The following is a 22,826-nucleotide window of genomic DNA, read 5'->3' on the forward strand; positions in this document are numbered from 1 at the left end:
ATTGCGGAAAAACTGGAGAAGATAATGAAAGCCTTTATGTCTCGTGCTGCATTGGCCGGTCTGTTGCTGGGAGCTTCGATGCTGGCCAGTGCCGCGGATATTCCTCGTACCCCCGCACCTGCCGATGCAAAAGTGTTTATTGTTTCCCCCGCCGATGGCGCCACCGTGGACAAGACCTTCAAGGTCAAATTCGCCGTCGAAGGCATCGCCCTGGCACCGGCGGGCGACCAGACCGCCAACACCGGCCACCATCACCTGCTGATCGACGTCGACACCTTGCCGGCCGAGAACATGCCGATCCCGATGGACGCCAATCACCTGCACTTCGGCAAGGCCCAGACCGAAACCGAAGTGACCCTGGCCCCCGGCAAACACACTCTACAGCTGGAACTGGGTGACAAGAACCACGTGCCATTCAACCCCGTCGTGGTTTCCAAGAAAATCACAGTCACTGTGAAATAAGCGTAAACCCAGCCAGAAAAAAGGGAGCCCGAAGGCTCCCTTTTTTGTACTCACCAGCAGCAAGGTCTTAGCGTCAAGCCGGGCTTGCAGCTCGCAACTTACCGCTCGCCGCTGCTCTTAGAACAACACCCGGCAACGGATGGTGCCATTGATGTGCTGCAGCTTTTCCTGGGCCAGGTCCGAGTATTCGGCGTCGACGTCGATCACCACGTAACCGACTTTCTCGTTGGTCTGCAGGAACTGACCGGAGATGTTGATGCCGTTTTCGGCGAAGACCTTGTTGATCTCGCTCATCACACCCGGGATGTTCTCGTGGATGTGCAGCAGGCGGTGTTTGCCAGGGTGAGCCGGCAAGGCCACTTCCGGGAAGTTCACGGACGATACCGAAGTACCGTTGTCGCTGTACTTGACCAGTTTCTCTGCCACTTCCAGACCGATGTTGGCCTGAGCTTCGGCAGTGGAACCACCGATGTGCGGAGTCAGGATCACGTTGTCCAGGCCACGCAGCGGGCTTTCGAACTCTTCGTCGTTGGAGCGAGGCTCCACCGGGAATACGTCGATGGCCGCGCCGATCAGGTGCTTGTCCTTGATGGCAGCTGCCAGGTGGTCCAGCTCGACCACGGTGCCGCGCGCGGCGTTGATCAGGATCCCGCCCTTCTTGATGGCGCGGATTTCCTTCTCGCCGATCATCCACTGGGTGGCGGCGGTTTCCGGTACGTGCAGGGTGACGATGTCGGACATGCCCAACAGGTCGTGCAGGTTGCCGACTTGGGTGGCGTTCCCCAAAGGCAGCTTGGTCACGGTGTCATAGAAGAACACCTGCATGCCCAGGCCTTCAGCCAGGACCGACAACTGGGTGCCGATCGAGCCGTAACCGACGATGCCCAGCTTCTTGCCGCGGATCTCGAAGGAATTGGCGGCGCTCTTGATCCAGCCACCACGGTGGCAGGAAGCGTTTTTCTCCGGGATGCCGCGCAGCAGCAGGATGGCCTCGGCCAGCACCAGCTCGGCAACGGAGCGGGTGTTGGAGTAAGGCGCGTTGAACACAGCGATCCCGCGTTCGCGAGCGGCGTTCAGGTCAACCTGGTTGGTGCCGATGCAGAAGCAGCCTACAGCGACCAGTTTCTTCGCGTGATCGAAGATCTCTTCGGTCAGCTGGGTGCGGGAGCGAATGCCGATGAAGTGAGCGTCAGCAATCTTTTCCTTGAGCTGGGCTTCCGGCAAGGAGCCTGTCAGGTACTCGATGCTGGTGTAGCCCGCGGCCTTGAGGACCTCGACTGCGGATTGGTGGACGCCTTCGAGAAGAAGGAACTTGATCTTGCTCTTATCGAGAGAAGTCTTGCTCATCTGCGTAAACCTGTGTCCCGGAGAAAAATGGCAGGGGGAGTGGACAGCTTGAGCTGACCTGAACGGCAACAACGCCGACACCGCAGAACGGCTTTGGGCTCTATCCTGCGGGGGCGGTATGCTAGCATACGCGCCCCGCTAAACACTCATTCCTGCGACGTGAAGCGTCCTCAGGATGACCATGAATTGTTCGAGAGTTCTATCGATGACCAATCCTGCCCTTATTGATGAGCTGAAGACCCTGGTTGAGCCTGGCAAGGTGCTGACCGACGCTGACTCCCTGAATGCTTATGGCAAGGATTGGACCAAGCATTTCGCCCCGGCCCCAACGGCCATCGTATTTCCCAAGACCACTGAGCAGGTCCAGGCCATTGTGCGCTGGGCCAATGCCCATCAGGTGGCGCTGGTGCCGTCCGGCGGTCGTACCGGCTTGTCGGCGGCGGCAGTGGCGGCCAACGGTGAAGTGGTGGTGTCGTTCGACTATATGAACCAGATCCTCGACCTGAACATGACCGACCGCACGGCCGTCTGTCAGCCAGGCGTGGTCACCGAGCAGTTGCAGAACCTGGCCGAAGAAAACGGCCTGTACTACCCAGTGGACTTCGCTTCCGCCGGTTCCAGCCAGATTGGCGGCAATATCGGCACCAATGCCGGCGGGATCAAGGTGATTCGCTACGGCATGACCCGCAACTGGGTGGCCGGCATGAAAGTGGTTACCGGCAAGGGCGACCTGCTGGAGTTGAACAAGGACCTGATCAAGAACGCCACCGGCTACGACCTGCGTCAGCTGTTCATCGGCGCTGAAGGCACCCTGGGCTTTGTGGTCGAGGCCACCATGCGCTTGGACCGGGCGCCGAAGAACCTCACCGCGATGGTCCTCGGCACCGCCGATTTCGACTCGATCATGCCGGTGCTGCACGCTTTCCAGAGCAAGCTCGACCTGACCGCCTTCGAATTCTTCTCCGACAAGGCCCTGGCCAAGGTCCTGGCTCGCGGTGACGTGCCAGCACCGTTCGAGTCCGACTGCCCGTTCTACGCGTTGCTGGAATTCGAAGCCACCACCGAAGAAGTGGCCAACCATGCCCTGGAAACCTTTGAGCACTGCGTCGAGCAGGGCTGGGTCCTGGATGGCGTGATGAGCCAGAGCGAAACCCAGTTGCAGAACCTGTGGAAGCTGCGCGAGTACATCTCCGAGACCATCTCCCACTGGACCCCGTACAAAAACGATATTTCGGTCACCGTGTCGAAAGTCCCGGCGTTCTTGAAGGAAATCGACGCGATCGTCGGTCAACACTATCCAGACTTCGAAATCGTCTGGTTCGGCCACATCGGCGACGGCAACCTGCACCTGAACATCCTCAAGCCGGACAACCTGAGCAAGGACGAGTTCTTCGCCAAGTGCGCCACGGTCAACAAGTGGGTGTTTGAAACCGTCGAGAAGTACAACGGTTCGATTTCTGCCGAACACGGTGTGGGCATGACCAAGCGCGACTACCTGACCTACAGCCGTTCGCCGGTTGAAATCGAGTACATGAAAGCGGTCAAGGCGGTGTTCGACCCTAACGGCATCATGAACCCGGGCAAGATTTTCGCTGTTTGATCCGAAGCAGCGGTCCCTGATGAATCAAACGAGCAGGAGTCGGTAATGAGCTATCAGCACCAGTATGTCGACGGAACCCGGATCCACTTCCCGGTGGGCAAGGTGGTGTGCATCGGCCGTAACTACGCCGAGCACGCCAAGGAACTGGATAACCCGGTGCCCACCGAGCCGCTGCTGTTTATCAAGCCGGGCAGTTGCGTGGTGCCTCTGGAAGGCGGTTTTGCCATTCCTACCGAGCGCGGTTCGGTGCATTACGAAGCGGAAATCGCCGTGTTGATCGGCAAGCCGCTGTCCACCAAACCGAGCCGCGAAGAAGTGCTGGATGCCATTTCCGGCTTCGCCCCAGCCCTGGACTTGACCCTGCGCGACAAGCAGGCCGAGCTCAAGGCCAAGGGCCTGCCATGGGAAATCGCCAAGTCCTTCGACGGTGCGGCGGTGATTGCGCCCTTCGTGGTAGGCAGCAGCTTTGCCGACCTGACCGACATCGGCATCCGCCTGACCATCAACGGTGAGGTCCGTCAGGACGGTAACAGCGCCGCCATGCTCAACCCCATCGTGCCGATGATCCAGCACATGGCTGGCTGCTTCTCCCTGCAGGCGGGCGACGTCATCCTCACGGGCACGCCGGTTGGTGTAGGCCCGCTCAACGTGGGTGATGAGCTGGTCCTGGAATTGCCGGGCGTCAGCCGTTTCAGCAGCAGCGTGCGCTGATCGGAGCTTGATGCAGGGGCGAATTCTTTCGCTCCTGCAGCTTTACCTCCCTGGTTTTGCCATTTTTTTCACATATGTTCCGGATAATTCGTAGTTTTGTAGTTCACGCATCCGAATGCTGTGTGCTATTACCTATGGCTGACCCTCTGGGATCTATGTGATGGACGTGCACCCCCTCCCTAAGCTGCAGAACGTTCGTCGTTCCTGGTTTCGCATGCGCTGGTATTCCTGGTTGTTGCTGGTGGGCACCCTGTCCTATGGCGTCGCCAATCTGATGCATTGGGACGACCGGGGCGTGCTTTGGATGCTGGAAGGTTTCGTCAGCCCGACGCAGCGCACCGCCAGTGTCTGGCTGCCGGACTACCGTGCGGTGATCGACGCCAAGGTTCTGCCGGGCATGGAAAAGGACGAAGCGTCCGACCTGTCCTACAACCCCCAGACCAAAACCCTGTTCTCCGTCATGGGCAAGCGCCCGTTCCTGGTGGAACTGAGCCTGCAGGGCGACGTGCTGCGCAAGATTCCGCTGATCGGCTGGAGCAACCCTGAAGGGGTGGCGGTGATGGAGAACGGCTTGATGGCCATTGTCGATGAGCGCGATCACTCGCTGGTCATCGTCAAAGTAGATGGCGCCACCACCGAACTGAACATCGCGGACTTCCCGAAGCACGACCTGGGCCCTTCCAAGGACCAGAACAAGGCCTTTGAAGCCGTGGCCTGGAACCCTCGCAAGCAACAGTTGCTGCTGGGGGAAGAGCGCCCGGCGGCGCTGTTTACCCTGGGCAGTGATGGTCAAGACATCAAGGGGGAGAAACAGGCGTTGGCCAGTGATGAGCTGGACCTGCGCAACCTCTCGGCCCTGAGTATCGACCCGCGCACCGGTCATACCCTGGCCTTGTCTGCCGACTCCCATCTGTTGCTGGAGCTGGATGAAAACGGCCAGCAAGTCAGCTTCATGGCCCTGCTCGGTGGCTTCAACGGCCTGGACGACACCATCCCCCGTGCGGAAGGCGTGGCCATGGACGAGGCCGGGACCTTGTACATGGTCAGCGAACCCAATCTGTTCTATCGCTTCGAGAAGCACTGAGGCGACCGGGGCCAATGATGGCAATTTAAGTTTAAATTCAGTCAGATGTGATATTTCACCTGCCTGACATGACTTTGAGCCTGCCTGAATGCGCCGACTTGCCCGCCGTAAACCTGTTCTCCTGATCCTTTTCCTACTGGCTGTGCCGCTGGCGTTGTTCGCCCAGCACCATCGCCTGTTCGAGCGTGCCTGGTTCAACTGGCAGTCCTTTTGGCAGCCCACGGATGCGCGCTCCATGGGCCTGGACACGTATCGCGTGGCGCTGGAAGCCCAGCCCATCGAGGGCTTGGACGATGTCTCGGCCCTGACCTACGACCCGTTGCGCAAAAGCCTGTTTACCGTCACCAACAACAATGCCGAGCTGATCGAGTTGTCGCTGGAAGGGCGCATCTTGCGACGCATTGCCTTGGTGGGCTTCGGGGATCCCGAGGCGGTGGAGTTCATCAGTGCCGACACCTACGTGGTCAGCGACGAGCGCCAGCAACGGCTGATCAAAATCCATCTGGATGAGGACACGCGGTTTGTCGATGCGGCGGATGCCGAGCAGATCACCCTCGGTGTGCACATGAGCAGCAACAAGGGCTTTGAAGGCCTGGCCTACGATTCCGTGGGCAAGCGCCTGTTCGTGGCCAAGGAGCGGGACCCGATGCTGATCTACGAGGTCCAGGGCTTTCCCCATTACGATCCGGAAAAATCCTACGCGGTGCACGTGGTCAACAACCCCAAGCGCGATGCCGGGCTGTTTGTTCGCGACCTGTCCAGCCTGCAATACGACGAGCGCAGCGGGCATTTGCTGGCGCTGTCGGATGAGTCGCGGCTGGTGCTGGAGTTGGACGTAGACGGTCGGCCGCTGACCACCCTGTCGCTCAGCAAGGGCCGTCAAGGCTTGAAGGCCACCGTACCGCAGGCCGAAGGCATCGCCATGGACGACGAGGGCGCCCTGTACCTGGTGAGTGAGCCGAACCTGTTCTACATCTTCAAGAAGCCCGACTGACGGGTTGCCGTCGGGCACCTTCTTGCGTGCCGGCGATGGCGGCCAGAGGGTCGCCATCGCCAGCCATGGGCAGGGTCAGGCTGTCAGGCTTTTCACGCCTTCAGGGGTGCCCAGCAGCAGCACATCGGCCGGGCGGGCGGCGAACAGGCCATTGGTGACCACGCCGACAATGGCGTTGATCTGGGTTTCCAGTTCCACCGGGTTGGTGATGTTCATGTTGTGCACGTCGAGGATGATGTTGCCGTTGTCGGTCAACACGCCTTCGCGGTACACCGGGTCGCCGCCCAGTTTCACCAGCTCGCGGGCCACGTGGCTGCGGGCCATGGGGATCACTTCCACCGGCAGCGGGAAAGCGCCCAGCACGGGCACCAGCTTGCTGGCGTCTGCGATGCAGATAAAGGTCTTGGCCACGGCCGCGACGATCTTCTCCCGGGTCAGGGCTGCGCCGCCGCCCTTGATCAGGTTCAGGTGCTCGTCGCTTTCGTCGGCGCCGTCGATGTAGAACTCCAGCTCGCTGACGGTGTTCAGCTCGTACACCGGAATTCCGTGGCCCTTGAGGCGCGCGGCGGTGGCTTCGGAGCTGGCCACCGCGCCGTCGAAGGCGCCCTTGTGTTGAGCCAGGGCATCGATAAAGCAGTTGGCGGTAGAGCCGGTGCCGACCCCGACGATGCTCTTGTCATCGAGTTTCGGGAGGATGAGGTCGACGGCTGCCTGAGCGACGGCCTGTTTGAGTTGATCCTGGGTCATGCGGGCTCCGGAGGCGGGCAAGGGGGGAACGCAAAGGCGGGCATTATAGGCGCGCAGGCGGGTCAGGTCATTGCCCGTTTGGCATGCGCGGACGCTTAAAACCTCGGTAATCGTGTGGTCGCCCGGGCAAACGCTGGGTTAGACTCCTTGGCCCTGCCCAACCCGCCCAGTGATGCTTTCCGATGCTCGAACAGTACGTCAAGAAGATCCTCACCTCGCGCGTTTATGACGTTGCCGTAGAAACCCCATTGCAGAGTGCCCGCCAGCTTTCCGAGCGGCTGGGCAATCAGGTCTGGCTCAAGCGCGAAGACTTGCAGCCGGTGTTCTCGTTCAAGATTCGTGGCGCCTACAACAAGCTGACCCAGCTCAGCGACGAAGAGCGCGCCCGTGGCGTGGTCACCGCGTCGGCCGGCAACCATGCCCAGGGCTTGGCCCTGGCGGCCAAGGTGCTGGGGGTCAAGGCCACTATCGTGATGCCCAAGACCACCCCGGAGATCAAGGTCGAAGGCGTGCGCTCGCGTGGCGGCAAAGTGGTTCTGCACGGTGATTCCTTTCCTGAAGCCCTGGCCTACTCGCTGAAGCTGGTGGATGAAAAAGGCTACGTCTATATCCACCCGTACGATGATCCCCACACCATTGCCGGGCAGGGCACGGTGGCCATGGAGATTCTGCGTCAGCACCCGGGGCGCCTGGATGCGATTTTCGTTCCTGTGGGCGGCGGCGGCCTGATTGCTGGCATTGCCGCCTATGTGAAGTACCTGCGGCCCGAGATCAAGATCATTGGCGTCGAGCCCGATGATTCCAACTGCCTGCAAATGGCCATGGCGGCTGGCGAACGCGTGGTCTTGCCCACCGTGGGCATCTTCGCCGACGGCGTGGCGGTGGCGCAGATCGGCCAGCACACCTTCGACATCTGCAAGGACTATGTGGACGAAGTGATTACCGTCAGCACCGACGAGATCTGTGCGGCGATCAAGGATATCTACGACGATACCCGCTCAATCACCGAGCCTGCTGGCGCGTTGGGCGTGGCGGGGATCAAGAAGTACGTCGAGCAGCGTGGCATCAGCGGGCAGACCCTGGTGGCCATCGACTCCGGTGCCAACGTCAACTTCGACCGCCTGCGCCATGTGGCCGAGCGCGCCGAACTGGGCGAGGGCCGTGAAGCCATCATCGCCGTGACCATTCCCGAGAAGCCCGGCAGCTTCAAGGCCTTTTGCGAGGCCATTGGCAAGCGCCAGATCACTGAATTCAACTACCGCTACAACACCGGCAGCGAGGCGCACATCTTTGTCGGCGTGCAGACGCACCCGGAAAACGATCCGCGCAGCGCATTGATTGCCAGCTTGAGCGAGCAGGGTTTCCCGGTCATCGACCTGACCGACAACGAACTGGCCAAGCTGCACATCCGCTACATGGTGGGCGGCCACGCGGAAAAGGTCAGCGACGAAGTGGTGCTGCGCTTCGAGTTTCCGGAGCGTCCGGGGGCCTTGTTCAACTTCCTCAACAAGCTGGGCGGGCGTTGGAACATCTCGATGTTCCACTACCGCAACCATGGCGCGGCCGATGGCCGTGTGGTGGCGGGCCTGCAGGTTCCGGCCGACGAGCGTCATCTGGTGCCGGCGGCGCTGGAAGAGATCGGCTACCCGTACTGGGATGAAAGCGATAACCCGGCGTACCAACTGTTCCTGGGTTGAGCGGCTACGCTCAGGGGCGGGGCCTCTAAGGAAGAGACACGATGGAAATGCTGACCACGCTGAAGACGCTTCATGTGCTGGCCACGGTGCTGCTGTTGGGCAGTGCCCTGGGGCTGGTGATCTGGATCTGGCGGGCACGGCGCCAGGGCGATGGCGCCCTGTACAGCCGGATATTGCAGCGTCCTGCGCTGTTCGCCTGGGCCTTGATGGCGGTCTGCCTGTTCAGCTTGCCGTTCACCGGCTGGCAACTGGCCCATCGGGTGGGCTGGCCGTTGGGGCAAATCTGGATTCTGGGCTCCAGCGTGCTCTACACCCTGGGTGCGCTGGCCTGGTTGTGGCTGCTGGTGCGGCTCAACCGGCTGCGGGTGGCCAAGGCTGCCAGTGGCCTGAGGTTCACCCTGGTCTTGGCGGTGTTCAGCTTCATCTGCTTTTTCGCGATTGCCGGCTTGATGGGCGCCAAGCCGGTGTAGGCCACCTCGCAAGATAGGGATTGTCATGAAAGTTTTGTTGGTGGGGGCCACGGGGTTCGTCGGTCGCCACCTGTTGGTGGCCCTGCATGCCGCCGGTCATCAGCTTGTCGCCACCAGTCGTTATCCACAGCCCGAGGGTTTGCCCGGCGTGCAGTGGCTGGCGCTGGACCTGGATCGGCTGGCGCTTGACCCCGGGCACTTTGTCTTTCCCGCGGATATCGATGTGCTGATCAACGCCGCCGGCCTGCTGAGCAATCAGCCCTCGGCGCTGGCCTTGACCCAGGATGCCGGGGCCCGGGCCTTGTTCGATCAGGCCGCGCAACAGGGCGTGCGGGTATTGCAGATATCGGCATTGGGGGCCGGGGAGCAGGCGGACGTGCCGTTTCTGGCCACCAAGGCACTGGCCGATCAGCACCTGCTGGACCTGGGCCTGTCGGCGGTGGTGTTGCGCCCGTCGCTGGTGCTGGGTGCCGGCGGTGCCAGCAGCCAGTGGCTGGCGCGCTTGTCGCCCTGGGCGCTGATCCCCTTGCTGGACCTCAAGGCGCAATTGCAGCCTCTGCACATCGACGACCTGTGCGGGGCGGTCCTGGCCTTGTTGCGCCACTGGCCTGAGGGTGCGCGGATTTTGCCGCTGGTCGGGCCTGAACGCCTGACTTTGGCGCAATTGCTCGACCGGCTGCGCGCTGCCCAGGGTTGGGCGCCGGGGCGCTACGTCCAAGTGCCCAGCGTGATGTCAGCCATGGGCGGCTGGCTGGGCGAGCGCCTGGGCTGGCGCGCCTTGAGCGGGCAAAGCCTGCGCATGGCCCGACGCGATAACCTGGCTGACCCCGAGATCCTGGCGAATGCCTGCGGTTATCGCGCTGCGCCGATTGCGGCGCGTCTGCAAGGGTGGCCGGACGCGGCCCAGAGCAGCCAGTTGAGCCTGCGGCCGTTGATGCTGGCGGTGTTGCTGCTGATCTGGCTGGGCACTGCGGTGGTCAGTGTCGGGCCGGGCTACGACTGGGGGCTGCGGATTCTTGCCGAGGCTGGTGTGCAGGGCTGGATCGCAAGCCTGGCGGTGTTCGCCGGAGCGCTCTGCGACGGTGTCCTGGGGCTGGGCCTGTTGCTGCGACGTTGGCGTCGCCGAGCCTTGCAGGCGCAGTGGCTGCTGATGTTCGCCTACACCCTGATCATCAGCCTGATCCTGCCCCATTACTGGTTTGACCCTTATGCCGCCGTGGCCAAGAACCTGGTGTTGATGGTGGCGACCCTTTGGCTGCTGTGGACCGAGCCCCGTCGATGAGCCTTTATCTGCTGCTGAAAACCCTGCATATCCTGTCCTCGACCATCCTGTTCGGCCTGGGCGCCGGTTCGGCTTATTACGCACTGCGCGCCTGGCGCAGCGGCAAGGTCGAAGTGATCGCCGTGACCTTCAAGCACCTGGTGTTCGCCGATTGGGCCTTTACCGCGACCACGGCAGTGTTCCAGCCATTGAGCGGGCTGGGGCTGATGCACTTGGCGGGCTGGCCGATCCAGCAGGGCTGGCTGATGTGGAGCCTGGGGCTTTATGCGCTGGCGGGGGTGTGCTGGCTGCCAGTGGTCTGGTTGCAGATCCGCGTGCACAAAATGGCCGAGCAGGCCTTGCGTGACGGTACGCCGATACCGATGAAGGCAAGCCTTTATATGCGCTGGTGGTTCGCGTTGGGCTGGCCGGCGTTTCTGGCGTTCATGGCGATCTTTTATCTGATGGTGGCCAAGCCGGCCTGAAGCTGTTCGCCGGCCCACCCGTTCCCGTAGGAGCCGGCTTGCCGGCGAAGCATGCTCAATCCCGCAAGCTGATCACCGGCCAGCCGCGTTTCTCGGCTTCGGCCCGCAGGTTCGGGTCCGGGTCCACGGCCACCGGGTTGGCCACTTGCTCCAGCAGCGGCAGGTCGTTCATCGAGTCGCTGTAGAAGTAGCTGTCGTCCAGGTTGTGGCCGGTTTCTTCCAGCCAGCGCGCCAGGCGCGTGACCTTGCCTTCGCGAAAGCACGGGACATCGGTGCTGCGTCCGGTGTAGCGGCCGTCGAGCATTTCGCACTCGGTGGCGATCAGGTGCTCCACGCCCAGGCGCTCGGCAATCGGCGCGGTGACGAAACGGTTGGTGGCGGTGATGATCACCAGCTTGTCACCGGCTTCGCGGTGCTTGGCCAGCAGTGCCAAGGCCTTGGGCAGCACGATGGGTTCGATGCAGTCACGCATGTAGTCGCGGTGCCATTGGTCGAGCACGGCCATGTCGGTGCGACCGAGGATTTCCAGGCAGAAGTTCAGGTACGCGGCGTTGTCCAGCTTGCCGGCCAGGTAGTCCTGGTAGAACTCGTCGTTGCGGGTCTTGTAGGTGACGGCGTCGAGGAAGCCTCGTTCGCACAGGTAATCGCCCCAGGCGTGATCGCTGTCACCCCCCAGCAGCGTGTTGTCCAAGTCGAATAAAGCCAGGCGCATTGCGGTTACTCGCTGAAAAGTCGATAAAAAAGGCGTTCAGAATACGGTCTTTTCACAAGAGTGCACATAAGGTAAAGAGCCTCGTTGCTGCTTTCCCAGGCTTTGTGGAACAATGCGGCGACATGCGTTTGCGAGGTTGTTGCCGTGATCGACCCCGATGGTTTCCGCCCTAATGTCGGGATTATTCTGACGAATGATGCCGGCCAGGTGCTATGGGCTCGCCGTATCAATCAAGATGCCTGGCAGTTTCCTCAAGGGGGTATCAACCCCGACGAAACCCCGGAAGACGCCTTGTACCGCGAGCTGAACGAAGAAGTAGGGTTGGAGCGCGAAGATGTGCAAATTCTCGCCTGCACCCGGGGCTGGTTGCGCTATCGTTTGCCGCAACGTCTGGTCAGGACCCACAGCCAACCGCTGTGCATCGGCCAGAAACAGAAATGGTTTCTCCTGCGCCTGATCTCCAACGAGCAGCGGGTGCGGATGGATTTGACCGGTAAACCGGAGTTCGATGGCTGGCGCTGGGTCAGTTATTGGTATCCGTTGGGCCAGGTGGTGACATTCAAGCGCGAGGTCTATCGACGCGCCCTCAAAGAGCTTGCCCCGCGCCTTTTAGCGCGCGACTGACGACGGAGTTCGACCCCGAGCCATGCTCAATACGCTGCGCAAGATCGTCCAGGAAGTTAACTCCGCCAAGGATCTCAAGGCGGCGTTGGGGATTATTGTATTGCGCGTCAAAGAGGCCATGGGCAGCCAGGTCTGCTCGGTCTATCTGCTGGACCCCGAGACCAACCGCTTTGTCCTGATGGCCACCGAGGGCTTGAACAAGCGCTCCATTGGCAAAGTCAGCATGGCCCCCAATGAAGGTCTGGTCGGCCTGGTCGGCACGCGCGAAGAACCGCTGAACCTGGAAAACGCCGCCGATCACCCGCGATATCGCTACTTCGCCGAAACCGGTGAAGAGCGCTACGCCTCCTTCCTGGGTGCGCCGATCATTCACCACCGCCGGGTTGTCGGCGTATTGGTGATCCAGCAAAAGGAGCGTCGCCAGTTCGACGAAGGCGAAGAGGCCTTCCTGGTGACCATGAGCGCGCAGTTGGCCGGGGTTATTGCTCACGCTGAAGCCACCGGTTCGATTCGCGGCCTGGGTCGCGAGGGCAAGGGCATCCAGGAAGCCAAGTTCATCGGCGTGCCGGGCTCGCCGGGTGCCGCGGTCGGTACGGCGGTGGTCATGTTGCCGCCGGCGGATCTGGATGTGGTGCCGGACAAGGCCGTCAAAGACATCGACGCTGAAATCAAACTGTTCAAGACCGCCCTGGAAGGCGTGCGCGCCGACATGCGCAATCTGTCGAACAAGCTGGCCACCCAGTTGCGCCCGGAAGAGCGCGCGCTGTTCGACGTGTACCAGATGATGCTCGACGACGCGTCCCTGGGGAACGAAGTCAAAACCGTGATCAAGACCGGCCAATGGGCCCAGGGCGCGCTGCGCCAGGTGGTCACCGATCACGTCAACCGTTTTGAAATGATGGACGATGCCTACCTGCGTGAGCGGGCCTCGGATGTGCGCGACCTGGGTCGCCGCCTGCTGGCCTACCTGCAGGAAGATCGCACCACCAACATGGTCTTCCCCGACAACACCATCCTGGTCAGTGAAGAGCTGACCGCCACGCAGCTCGGCGAAGTGCCGGAAGGCAAGCTGGTGGGCCTGGTGTCGGTATTGGGTTCGGGCAACTCCCACGTCGCGATCCTGGCCCGGGCCATGGGCATTCCGACCGTGATGGGCCTGGTGGACCTGCCGTATGCCAAGGTCGACGGCATTGAAATGATCGTCGATGGCCATCGCGGCGAGGTCTACACCAACCCCAGTGACGTGCTGCGCAAGCAGTTCGCCGAAGTGGTGGAAGAAGAGAAACAATTGGCGCTGGGCCTCGACTCGTTGCGCGAGCTGCCCTGCGTCACCCTCGACGGCCACCGCGTGCCGTTGCTGGTGAACACCGGCCTGCTCGCCGACGTGGCCCGCGCGCAACAACGCGGTGCCGAAGGGGTCGGGCTGTACCGCACTGAAGTGCCGTTCATGATCAACCAGCGTTTCCCGAGTGAGAAGGAGCAGTTGGCGATCTATCGCGAGCAACTGTCCGCCTTCCACCCGTTGCCGGTGACCATGCGCAGCCTGGACATCGGCGGCGACAAGTCACTGTCGTATTTCCCCATCAAGGAAGACAACCCCTTCCTCGGCTGGCGCGGCATCCGTGTCACCCTCGACCACCCTGAAATTTTCCTCGTGCAGACCCGCGCCATGCTCAAGGCCAGCGAAGGCTTGAACAACCTGCGCATCCTGTTGCCGATGATCTCCGGCACCCATGAACTGGAAGAAGCACTGCACCTGATTCACCGCGCCTGGGGTGAAGTGCGCGATGAAGGTTCCGACGTGCCGATGCCGCCGATTGGCGTGATGATTGAAATCCCGGCGGCGGTGTACCAGGCCAAGGAACTGGCGCGCCAGGTGGACTTCCTATCGGTCGGTTCCAACGACTTGACCCAATACCTGCTGGCGGTGGACCGGAACAACCCACGGGTTGCCGACCTCTACGACTACCTGCACCCGGCGGTGCTGCAAGCCTTGCAACATGTGGTGCGCGACGCCCATGCCGAAGGCAAGCCGGTGAGCATTTGCGGTGAAATGGCCGGCGATCCGGCGGCAGCAGTGCTGTTGATGGCGATGGGCTTCGACAGTTTGTCGATGAACGCCACCAACTTGCCCAAGGTGAAGTGGATGCTGCGCCAGGTGGAATTGAGCATGGCCAAGGATTTGCTGGCCGAACTGATGACCATCGACAACCCGCAAGTGATCCACAGCTCGCTGCAATTGGCCCTGAAGAAACTCGGGCTGACGCGGATGATCAACCCGGCGTCGGCGAAAACCCTCTAACACCGAAGTACAACCATCGCCGGCAAGCCGGGCTCCTACAGGGGATCGCATTCCAATGTAGGAGCCGGCTTGTCGAGTCGTGGCACCACGGCGATGGCGCCGTCAAATGCTCAGCTCTACCTCGCCCAACCGCCCACCATGGGGCCCAAAACTGCGTTCCACCATCCGCCGCGTACCGTCGGCATTCACGATCAACGCCGTACTCGCCCGCGTCCCATAACTTGGGCTGGCAATAAACACGCTCGACAACAGGCTCTCGGTCGCCAGCCCCACCCCGGTGTCCGGCAGCTCCGCAAATGGCGCGGTCTGCGGGTCACTCAAAATCCCCAGCAGCGCCTCAGGTTGCGGATCCCACAGCACCGCGCTCAACGCCGCCTTGGCCTTGAGCAACTTGGGCCACGGCGTATCCAGCCCGGCATTGGACAACCCATACACGCCCGCCTGCAATGGCGTCGGCTCGGTGTGGTTGGCGTTGTAGTGCCACAACTCATCCCGCGTGCCCACCAGCAGGTTAAACCCGGCGTATTCAATCGATCGGCCGTTAACGTCGGCTAAATACTGTTCAACCGGCAGCGAACCGTTGAGAAAGCGCGCCACCAGCTCCCCGCGGGACTTGCGTGCCGGCGGCTGGTGCGGGTTGCGGATATTGGTCAGGGCGGCAAAGCGCCCGTCGGCATTGACCCCTAGCCAGGTGCCGCCTGCTTCCTGATCGCGACCGGCGTAGACGTCGGGCGCATCCGGCCATTGGGCCAGGGGCAGGCTGGGGCGGGCGTAAAACTCATCACGGTTGGCCGCGACGATCAGCGGCTGGGCGTGGCCCGGCCGCCAGGCGAAAACGATCAGGCACATCAGGCGAGTCCCTTGGTTTTTTTGCCACTCTACCCACAGATCCGGCGGGTATCCATCGCCATTCAGTGGAGCCCGGGGGGCGCCTTCCGTTACCATGCCGCACTTATTTCTGGATGCTCCCATGGAATTTCTGCTCTATCTGCTGTTGGGCGCTTGTGCGGGCGTGCTGGCCGGGCTGTTCGGCGTGGGCGGCGGGATCATCATTGTGCCGGTGCTGGTGTTCAGCTTCACCTTGCAGGGCTTCGACCCCTCGGTACTGACGCACTTGGCGGTCGGCACCTCCCTGGCGACCATCATCTTCACCTCGATCAATGCCGTGCGTGAGCATCATCGGCGAGGGGCGGTGCGTTGGCCGATCTTCGCCTGGATGACCCTGGGCATTCTGATCGGTGCCGGTTTTGGCGCGCTGACGGCAGAGGCGATTTCCGGTCCGCACTTGCAGAAGATCATCGGCGTGTTTGCCTTGCTGGTGGCCCTGCAGATGACCCTGGACCTCAAGCCCAAGGCCAGCCGCGGCATTCCCGGCAAGGCCAGCCTGACCCTGGCTGGCAGTGTGATTGGTTGGGCTTCGGCGATTTTCGGCATTGGCGGCGGCTCGCTGACGGTGCCGTTCCTGACCTGGCGCAGCCTGCCGATGCAGCAAGCGGTGGCCACCTCGTCGGCCTGCGGCTTGCCGATCGCCGTGGCCAGCGCGGTAAGTTTCATGATTCTGGGCTGGCATGATCCGCTGCTTCCAGCCCATAGTCTGGGCTTTGTGTATTTGCCGGCGCTGCTGGGGATCGCCCTGACCAGCATGGTCTTCGCCCGTTTCGGTGCGCGCCTGGCCCACCAGTTGTCGCCGCGCTTGCTCAAACGCCTGTTCGCCGCGCTGCTGTTTTGTGTGGGGTTGAGCTTCCTGCTCTGACAGGTCGCGCAATCCTGGCTTAATCCTGGCGTGTCACGTTCGCGCCCGGAATGTCGAGTTTCACTCTAACGAGGAGTCGCAATGCTGCCTTACCCGCAGATCGATCCGGTGGCACTGGCCATCGGTCCGCTGAAAATCCACTGGTACGGTCTGATGTACCTGATCGGCATTGGCGGCGCCTGGCTGCTGGCCTCCCGCCGCCTGGCCCGCTTCGATCCGACCTGGAGCAAGGAAAAACTCTCCGACATGGTGTTCTGGATGGCCATGGGGGTGATTCTCGGCGGACGCCTGGGTTACGTGCTGTTCTACGACCTGAGCGCCTACCTGGCCAACCCGTTGCTGATTTTTGAAGTGTGGAAGGGCGGCATGTCGTTCCATGGCGGCTTTATCGGGGTGATGCTGGCGGCCTGGTGGTTCGGCAAGCGCAACAACAAGTCGTTCTTCGAACTGATGGACTTCGTCGCGCCCATGGTGCCGATCGGCCTTGGTGCCGGGCGCATCGGCAACTTCATCAACGCCGAGCTTTGGGGCAAACCCACCGACCTGCCGTGGGCCATGGTCTTCCCGCCGTTCAGCGACCCCGATCAACTGGCCCGGCACCCGTCCCAGCTGTATCAGTTCGCCCTCGAAGGGGTGGCGCTGTTCCTGATCCTCTGGCTGTTCTCGCGCAAGCCGCGGCCGCTGATGGCGGTGTCCGGCATGTTTGCGCTGTTCTACGGGATCTTCCGGTTTATCGTCGAATTCGTCCGTGTGCCGGATGCCCAGTTGGGCTACCTGGCCTGGAACTGGCTGACCATGGGCCAGGTGCTTTGCCTGCCGATGATCATCGGCGGCCTGGCCCTGATCTGGCTGGCGTATCACCGTGCTCCGGCGGCCAACAAAGGCCCCGCGCTTTAAATTCGAATACCGGGGCGCGAGCCCCGGGTTCAAGGATGCAGGTAACTCATGAAGCAATATCTCGAGCTGGTCGCCCACGTCATCAACAACGGCACCAAGCAGGCCAACCGCACCGGGGTCAACACCATCAGCTTCCCAGGGGCGATGTTGCGCTACGACCTCCAGCAAGGCTTTCCGGCCATCACCACCCGCAAGATGGCGTTCAAATCGGCCATCGGCGAGATGTGCGGGTTTCTTCGTGGCGTCAATAACGCGGCCGAGTTCCGGGCGCTGGGCTGCAAGGTCTGGGACCAGAACGCCAACGAAAACGCCCAGTGGCTGGCCAACCCGTTCCGCCAGGGCGACGACGACCTGGGCGAAATCTATGGTGTGCAATGGCGCAAATGGCCGGCGTACAAACAGATTCCCCTGAGCAACCCGGCAGCCATCGAGCAGACCCTGGGCCAGGGTTACCGGCAGATCGCCCAGGGTGAAGAGAACGGCCAGGCCTATGTGGTGCTGTACAAGGCCATCGACCAGGTGCGCCAGTGCATCGACACCATCATCAAGGACCCAGGTAGCCGGCGGATTCTGTTCCACGGCTGGAACTGCGCGCAGTTGGATGAAATGGCCTTGCCGCCGTGCCACTTGCTGTATCAGTTCCACCCCAATGTCGAGACCCGGGAAATCTCCCTGACCCTCTACATCCGCTCCAATGACCTGGGCCTGGGCACGCCGTTCAACCTCACCGAAGGCGCCGCGCTGCTGAGCCTGATCGGCCGCCTGACCGGCTACACGCCGCGCTGGTTCACCTATTTCATCGGTGATGCCCACGTCTATGAAAACCACCTGGACATGCTCAACGAGCAGCTCACCCGTGAGCCGTTCCCCATGCCCAAGCTGGTGATTTCCGAGCGTGTGCCGGAGTTTGCCAAGACCGGTGTGTACCAGCCTGAATGGCTGGAGATGGTGGAGCCGAGTGACTTCTCCCTCGAGGGCTACCAACACCACGCGCCAATGACCGCGCCGATGGCGGTTTAAGCGTTCGACCTGCTGTACCCAGGGGCCTCGCGGCTGATACCGCGCGGCCCCTTGTCGATTCAAGCCGTTGCCTTTGTCCGGGGCGCATTCCGCGCATGGCCCTGCCTGGGGGCGGCTACTCTCCTTGCAGTGGCCCTGGAAACCCGGGCTGTTGCCCTTCTGATACCGAATGCGAGCCCCTGAATGGAAGAACTCAACCGCAGCCTGTTCCTGGCGATCAATGCCAGCGCCGAGGCGTCGCTGCCTATGCGCGAGCTGGCGATCTTCTTCGCCCAATGGATGGTGTTCTGCGTGCCGCTGTTGCTGGCGGTGCTCTGGATCTTCGGCGAGCAGCGCCAACGCCGGGTCGTGCTGTTGGCGGGCGTGAGCATTGCCTTGGCCCTGGCCTGCAACCTGGTGATTCGCGAACTGTGGTTCCACCCGCGGCCCTTCATGCTGGGCCTGGGGCAGAATTTCCTTGCCCATGCACCCGGGGCGTCCTTCCCCAGTGACCATGCCAGTGGCCTGTTCGCCATGGCCTTTGCCTTGATCCTGGCGTCCCTGCGCAAGACCGGGCTGGTGATGCTCGGCCTGGCACTGCTGGTAAGTTGGGCACGGGTCTACCTGGGTGTGCATTTCCCCCTCGACATCCTCGGCGGCTGCCTGGTGGGGCTGCTCAGTGCCTGGCTGGTACGCCAGGGGCTGGCCTGGCGGCAATTGGACCTGCGGTTACTGGCGCTGCTGGAAGGGGTTTACCTGCGCTTGCTCGCCGTGGGCCGTCGCAACGCCTGATCCGGGGCGCGGGCTCAATGCCCGTGGCTGCGGCCGACATGGGAGTGCTCGGCCTCGCTGGGCGCGACCGAACCACTGACCTCCAGGCGCTGCAAAATCCCGCACTGATCCAGGTCCGGCCCTTCGCCACAGCGTTGGCGCAGGTCCAGTAGCTGTTCCTGCAAGGCCAGCAGGCCGTCGATCCGCGCCTTGACGTGGTGGATGTGCTCGTCGATCAGTGCGTTGACGCTCTGGCACTGGCCTTGGGGGCTGTCCCGCAGGTTCAGCAGGCTGCGGATCTCCTCCAGGGTCATGTCCAGGCTGCGGCAGTTGCGGATAAAGGTCAGGCGCTCGGTGTGGGCCTGGGTGTAGAGACGGTAGTTGCCTTCGCTGCGAGCCGGCTCCGGCAGTAAGCCTTCGCGTTCGTAGTAACGAATGGTTTCCACCGGGCAGTCGGTGAGTTTCGCCAGCTCGCCAATCTTCATTGCGGCAATCTCCAAAAAGGGTGCTTGACCCTAAAGTGGCTACAGGGTGTTCACTTAGCCACAGGCACCTTTTCGGACGCAAGCCCATGAGCGACTCCCTGCACAGTCACCCCAAATCCTGCTGTGATCACGATCAGCCAGCACCGGCCAAACTCCAGCCGGTCAAGGCCCACGACCATTCCGCCCACGGCGATGCCTGTTGTTCCGGCAGCGCCGCGCCAGCCTTGGTCCAATTGACCGAAGCACCGAGCGCCGATGCGCGGCTGAGCCGTTTTCGCATCGAGGCCATGGATTGCCCCACCGAGCAGACCCTGATCCAGAACAAACTGGGCAAGCTGGCCGGGGTGCAACAGCTGGAATTCAACCTGATCAACCGGGTGCTGGGCGTGACCCACAACCTGGCCTCCAGCGCGCCGATCGTCGACGCAATCAAAACCCTGGGCATGCACGCCGAGCCGTTGGAAGCCGGCGCCGAACCGGCGACCCCGGCACCGGTGAAGAAACCCTGGTGGCCCCTGGCGTTGTCCGGGGTCGCGGCCCTGGCGGCCGAAGTGATCCACTTCACCAACGCCGCGCCCGATTGGGCGGTGGCCCTGGTGGCCTTGGTGTCGATCCTCAGCGGCGGCCTGGGCACCTATAAAAAGGGCTGGATCGCCTTGAAGAACCGCAACCTGAACATCAATGCCCTGATGAGCATCGCCGTGACCGGCGCCGTGCTGATCGGCCAGTGGCCGGAAGCGGCCATGGTGATGTTCCTGTTCACCGTGGCCGAGTTGATCGAGGCCAAGTCCCTGGATCGGGCGCGCAACGCCATCAGCGGCTTGATGCAGATGACCCCGGAACAGGTCACGGTGCAGCAGGCGGATGGCAATTGGGCTGAACGTGAAGCCAACAGCGTCGAACTCGGTGCCCTGGTGCGTGCCCGCCCGGGTGAGCGCATCGGCCTGGATGGCGAGGTGGTCGCCGGCAGCTCCACCATCGATCAGGCACCTATTACTGGCGAGAGCCTGCCGGTGGAGAAGGGCGTGGGCGACAAAGTGTTCGCCGGCACCATCAACCAGGCCGGTTCCCTGGAATACCGGGTCACTGCGGCGGCCAACAACTCGACCCTGGCGCGCATCATCCACGCCGTGGAGCAGGCCCAGGGCGCACGGGCGCCGACCCAAAGGTTTGTCGATCGCTTCTCGACGATCTACACCCCGGCGGTGTTTATCTTCGCCCTGGCGGTGGCCTTGGTTCCGCCGCTGTTCATGGCCGGCGCCTGGTTCGACTGGATCTACCGTGCCCTGGTGCTGTTGGTGGTGGCGTGCCCTTGCGCGCTGGTGATTTCCACCCCGGTGACCATCGTCAGCGGCCTGGCCGCAGCGGCGCGCAAAGGCATCCTGATCAAGGGCGGTGTGTACCTGGAGGGCGGCTACAAGCTCGACTACCTGGCCCTCGACAAGACCGGCACCCTGACCCACGGCAAGCCGGTACAGACCGACTTCCTGTCCCTGGATCCGATCACTGAAAACACCGCGCCGGCGATTGCCGCAAGCCTGGCGGGGCGTTCCGATCACCCGGTGTCACTGGCCATTGCCCGCGCGGCTGTGGATAAGCAACTGACCCAGCACCCTGTGGATAACTTTGCGGCCCTGGCCGGTCGTGGCGTGCGGGGCGAGATCAACGGCCAGGTCTATCACCTGGGCAACCATCGCCTGGTGGAAGAGTTGGGCCTGTGTTCGCCGGCCCTGGAAGAGCAGCTCTTCGCCTTGGAGAAACAGGGCAAGACCGTGGTCCTGCTGCTCGACAGCTCCGGACCGCTGGCGCTGTTTGCCGTGGCAGACACGGTCAAGGCGTCCAGCCGCGAGGCGATCCAGCAGTTGCATGAGCTGGGCATCAAGACCCTGATGCTCACCGGCGACAACCCGCACACCGCCGAGGCCATCGCTGCCCAGGTGGGCATCGACCAGGCCCGGGGCGACCTGTTGCCCACCGACAAGCTGCAGGCCATCGAAGCGCTGTACGCCCAGGGCCACCGGGTGGGCATGGTCGGCGACGGCATCAACGACGCTCCGGCCCTGGCTCGGGCCGAGATCGGTTTTGCCATGGCCGCAGCGGGCACCGATACCGCCATCGAAACCGCCGATGTAGCCCTGATGGACGATGATCTGCGCAAAATCCCTGCGTTTATCCGCCTGTCACGCCAGACGTCGAGGGTGCTCAAGCAAAATATCGCCCTGGCCCTGGTGATCAAGGCGATCTTTCTTGGGGTAACCTTCGCCGGTCTCGCCACCATGTGGATGGCGGTGTTTGCCGACATGGGCGTGAGCCTGTTGGTGGTGTTCAACGGCCTGCGCCTGCTGCGCAAATAAGCCATCGTAGCTGCAAGCGGTAGACGACTGAGGGGAGAACCAGAGTGATGAACTCACACGCACCGGCTTCAGCTTGCGGCTTGTTGCTGAAAGCTTGCAGCTGCGACAAGCCGCCGTGCTGAGTGCCGAGCTGAAAGCTTTTTACATGGTCGCCCGCCTCGGCAGCATTACCCTGGCGGCGAAAAAGCTCGGCCTTAGCCAACCGACGGTCACCACCCAGATTCGCCATCTGGAAAGCCGCTATTCGGTTGAGCTGTTCTTCCGTGGCGGCCGTCGGCTTAGCCTCAGCGACGAAGGCGCGCGCCTGCTGCCGATGGTCAAGGGCCTGTTGCAGCAGGAAGCTGACATCGAGTTTTTCCTGCGTAACAGCGGGCAGGTGCAAGGCACATTGCGCATCGCCGCCACGGCGCCGTATTACATTCTCGACCTGGTGAAGGCCTTCCGTGAGCGCCTGCCCCAGGTCGAGGTGTCAGTGGAAATCGGCAATTCCCAGCAGGTGCTCGAAGCCCTGGAAGACTACCGGGTGGACGTCGCTGCCTCATCCCAGTTCCTCGAAGACTCGCGGCTGGTTCGGCGGACCTTGGGCACCGATCCCCTGGTGCTGGCGGTGCACCGCAACCACCCTTTGGCCAGCCTCAGCCACGTGCCGCTCAGCGCCCTGGCCGGGCACACCTTGCTGATGCGCGAACCGGGCTCCACCACCCGCAGCCTGACCGAAGCCTTGCTCAACAATGCCCAAGTGAACCTGGGCCCATTGCTGGAGATTGGCAGTCGGGAGTCGATCCGCGAGGCGGTGCTGCGCAATATCGGCATCAGCCTGATTGCCCGCCAGGAAGTGCCCCACGACCCGCAACTGCGGGTGCTGACCATCGAGAACGCGCCACAGATCGCCGAGTACCTGTACTGCCTCAAGGAGCGCAAGCAGGCGCGCCTGCCGGCGGCGTTCCTGGGCCTGGCCCAAGAGATGGCCGGCTGCTGAATGCCTTGTCGGCGTCGGTGCAGCGCTCGCTCAACCCAAATTCACCAATACCACTATCGGCAGCTTTTGCCTGATTGCCACGAGACCTACGC

General features: G+C 62.4%; 22 protein-coding genes. 17 read left to right on the top strand and 5 right to left on the bottom strand.

From position 1 onward, the window contains the following. Nucleotides 1-24: 24 nt before the first annotated feature. A complete protein-coding gene (locus M1B35_RS18220; RefSeq protein ID WP_123327697.1) occupies nt 25-462 on the top strand; it encodes a DUF4399 domain-containing protein in 438 nt (145 codons plus the stop codon). Nucleotides 463-579: 117 nt separating this feature from the next. Here the strand turns inward: M1B35_RS18220 and serA are convergent, their stop codons facing one another. Continuing rightward, nucleotides 580-1,809: a phosphoglycerate dehydrogenase gene (serA, locus tag M1B35_RS18225; RefSeq protein ID WP_123327696.1), complete on the bottom strand. Its 1,230-nt coding sequence runs from the start codon at nt 1,807-1,809 to the stop codon at nt 580-582. Nucleotides 1,810-2,014: 205 nt separating this feature from the next. Here serA and M1B35_RS18230 point away from each other — a divergent pair, with 205 nt between their 5' ends. From M1B35_RS18230 to M1B35_RS18245, 4 genes are all read left to right on the top strand, one after another. After that, on the top strand, nt 2,015-3,409 hold the full coding sequence (locus M1B35_RS18230; RefSeq protein ID WP_123327695.1) for an FAD-binding oxidoreductase: 1,395 nt from the start codon (nt 2,015-2,017) through the stop codon (nt 3,407-3,409). 45 nt (nt 3,410-3,454) lie between these two features. Further along, on the top strand, nt 3,455-4,120 hold the full coding sequence (locus tag M1B35_RS18235) for a fumarylacetoacetate hydrolase family protein (RefSeq protein WP_123327694.1): 666 nt from the start codon (nt 3,455-3,457) through the stop codon (nt 4,118-4,120). A gap of 160 nt (nt 4,121-4,280) precedes the next feature. Further along, nucleotides 4,281-5,204: an SdiA-regulated domain-containing protein gene (locus tag M1B35_RS18240; protein WP_268262698.1), complete on the top strand. Its 924-nt coding sequence runs from the start codon at nt 4,281-4,283 to the stop codon at nt 5,202-5,204. Nucleotides 5,205-5,292: 88 nt separating this feature from the next. Continuing rightward, entirely contained in the window at nt 5,293-6,198 is a 906-nt protein-coding gene (locus M1B35_RS18245) for an SdiA-regulated domain-containing protein (RefSeq protein ID WP_268262699.1), read from the top strand. A gap of 75 nt (nt 6,199-6,273) precedes the next feature. On the opposite strand, the gene rpiA is transcribed toward M1B35_RS18245, so the two are convergent. Then, complete coding sequence (gene rpiA / locus M1B35_RS18250; RefSeq protein ID WP_123327691.1) at nt 6,274-6,945, bottom strand: ribose-5-phosphate isomerase RpiA; 672 nt, start codon at nt 6,943-6,945, stop codon at nt 6,274-6,276. A 182-nt stretch (nt 6,946-7,127) separates the two neighbouring features. On the opposite strand from rpiA, the gene ilvA reads away from it, so the two are divergent. The 4 genes from ilvA to M1B35_RS18270 are packed head-to-tail and all read left to right on the top strand — an operon-like array spanning nt 7,128 to nt 10,858. After that, complete coding sequence (gene ilvA / locus M1B35_RS18255) at nt 7,128-8,642, top strand: threonine ammonia-lyase, biosynthetic (RefSeq protein WP_123327690.1); 1,515 nt, start codon at nt 7,128-7,130, stop codon at nt 8,640-8,642. 41 nt (nt 8,643-8,683) lie between these two features. Further along, on the top strand, nt 8,684-9,112 hold the full coding sequence (locus M1B35_RS18260) for a DUF2269 domain-containing protein (protein ID WP_123327689.1): 429 nt from the start codon (nt 8,684-8,686) through the stop codon (nt 9,110-9,112). A gap of 25 nt (nt 9,113-9,137) precedes the next feature. Next, nucleotides 9,138-10,394 (top strand): SDR family oxidoreductase, encoded by a 1,257-nt coding sequence (locus M1B35_RS18265; RefSeq protein WP_268262700.1) that lies wholly within the window; start codon nt 9,138-9,140, stop codon nt 10,392-10,394. Beyond that, nucleotides 10,391-10,858: a DUF2269 family protein gene (locus M1B35_RS18270; RefSeq protein WP_123327687.1), complete on the top strand. Its 468-nt coding sequence runs from the start codon at nt 10,391-10,393 to the stop codon at nt 10,856-10,858. The genes M1B35_RS18265 and M1B35_RS18270 overlap by 4 nt, the downstream gene beginning before the upstream one ends. Nucleotides 10,859-10,913: 55 nt before the next feature. On the opposite strand, the gene M1B35_RS18275 is transcribed toward M1B35_RS18270, so the two are convergent. After that, entirely contained in the window at nt 10,914-11,570 is a 657-nt protein-coding gene (locus tag M1B35_RS18275) for a histidinol-phosphatase (protein WP_123327686.1), read from the bottom strand. A gap of 144 nt (nt 11,571-11,714) precedes the next feature. Between M1B35_RS18275 and M1B35_RS18280 the strand changes: the two genes are divergently transcribed. Then, nucleotides 11,715-12,194 carry an RNA pyrophosphohydrolase gene (locus M1B35_RS18280; protein WP_003176750.1) on the top strand — a complete coding sequence of 160 codons (480 nt, stop codon included), beginning with the start codon at nt 11,715-11,717 and terminating at the stop codon, nt 12,192-12,194. 22 nt (nt 12,195-12,216) lie between these two features. Next, nucleotides 12,217-14,496: a phosphoenolpyruvate--protein phosphotransferase gene (ptsP, locus tag M1B35_RS18285; protein WP_123327685.1), complete on the top strand. Its 2,280-nt coding sequence runs from the start codon at nt 12,217-12,219 to the stop codon at nt 14,494-14,496. A gap of 102 nt (nt 14,497-14,598) precedes the next feature. On the opposite strand, the gene M1B35_RS18290 is transcribed toward ptsP, so the two are convergent. After that, nucleotides 14,599-15,345 (bottom strand): NRDE family protein, encoded by a 747-nt coding sequence (locus tag M1B35_RS18290; protein ID WP_268262701.1) that lies wholly within the window; start codon nt 15,343-15,345, stop codon nt 14,599-14,601. Nucleotides 15,346-15,466: 121 nt separating this feature from the next. On the opposite strand from M1B35_RS18290, the gene M1B35_RS18295 reads away from it, so the two are divergent. The 4 genes from M1B35_RS18295 to M1B35_RS18310 all read left to right on the top strand — a co-directional run bounded on the left by M1B35_RS18295 (nt 15,467) and on the right by M1B35_RS18310 (nt 18,937). Further along, the gene (locus tag M1B35_RS18295) at nt 15,467-16,249 is read left to right on the top strand and encodes a sulfite exporter TauE/SafE family protein (RefSeq protein ID WP_123327683.1); all 783 of its coding nucleotides are present in this window, start codon (nt 15,467-15,469) and stop codon (nt 16,247-16,249) included. A gap of 81 nt (nt 16,250-16,330) precedes the next feature. After that, nucleotides 16,331-17,146, top strand: a complete 816-nt coding sequence (gene lgt, locus M1B35_RS18300) for a prolipoprotein diacylglyceryl transferase (protein ID WP_123327682.1) — start codon at nt 16,331-16,333, stop codon at nt 17,144-17,146. Between the two features lie 48 nt (nt 17,147-17,194). Beyond that, a complete protein-coding gene (locus M1B35_RS18305; RefSeq protein WP_123327681.1) occupies nt 17,195-18,166 on the top strand; it encodes a thymidylate synthase in 972 nt (323 codons plus the stop codon). Between the two features lie 183 nt (nt 18,167-18,349). Next, nucleotides 18,350-18,937 (top strand): undecaprenyl-diphosphatase, encoded by a 588-nt coding sequence (locus M1B35_RS18310; RefSeq protein ID WP_268262702.1) that lies wholly within the window; start codon nt 18,350-18,352, stop codon nt 18,935-18,937. A 14-nt stretch (nt 18,938-18,951) separates the two neighbouring features. Here the strand turns inward: M1B35_RS18310 and cadR are convergent, their stop codons facing one another. Next, on the bottom strand, nt 18,952-19,401 hold the full coding sequence (cadR, locus tag M1B35_RS18315; RefSeq protein WP_123327679.1) for a Cd(II)/Pb(II)-responsive transcriptional regulator: 450 nt from the start codon (nt 19,399-19,401) through the stop codon (nt 18,952-18,954). Between the two features lie 86 nt (nt 19,402-19,487). Here cadR and M1B35_RS18320 point away from each other — a divergent pair, with 86 nt between their 5' ends. Both M1B35_RS18320 and M1B35_RS18325 read left to right on the top strand, forming a co-directional pair. Further along, the gene (locus tag M1B35_RS18320; RefSeq protein ID WP_268262703.1) at nt 19,488-21,755 is read left to right on the top strand and encodes a heavy metal translocating P-type ATPase; all 2,268 of its coding nucleotides are present in this window, start codon (nt 19,488-19,490) and stop codon (nt 21,753-21,755) included. A 115-nt stretch (nt 21,756-21,870) separates the two neighbouring features. Next, nucleotides 21,871-22,734: a LysR family transcriptional regulator gene (locus M1B35_RS18325; protein WP_268262743.1), complete on the top strand. Its 864-nt coding sequence runs from the start codon at nt 21,871-21,873 to the stop codon at nt 22,732-22,734. The last annotated feature ends 92 nt before the right edge of the window (nt 22,735-22,826 follow it).

The sequence above is a fragment of the Pseudomonas morbosilactucae genome (assembly GCF_023241665.1).
Lineage (GTDB): Bacteria > Pseudomonadota > Gammaproteobacteria > Pseudomonadales > Pseudomonadaceae > Aquipseudomonas > Aquipseudomonas morbosilactucae.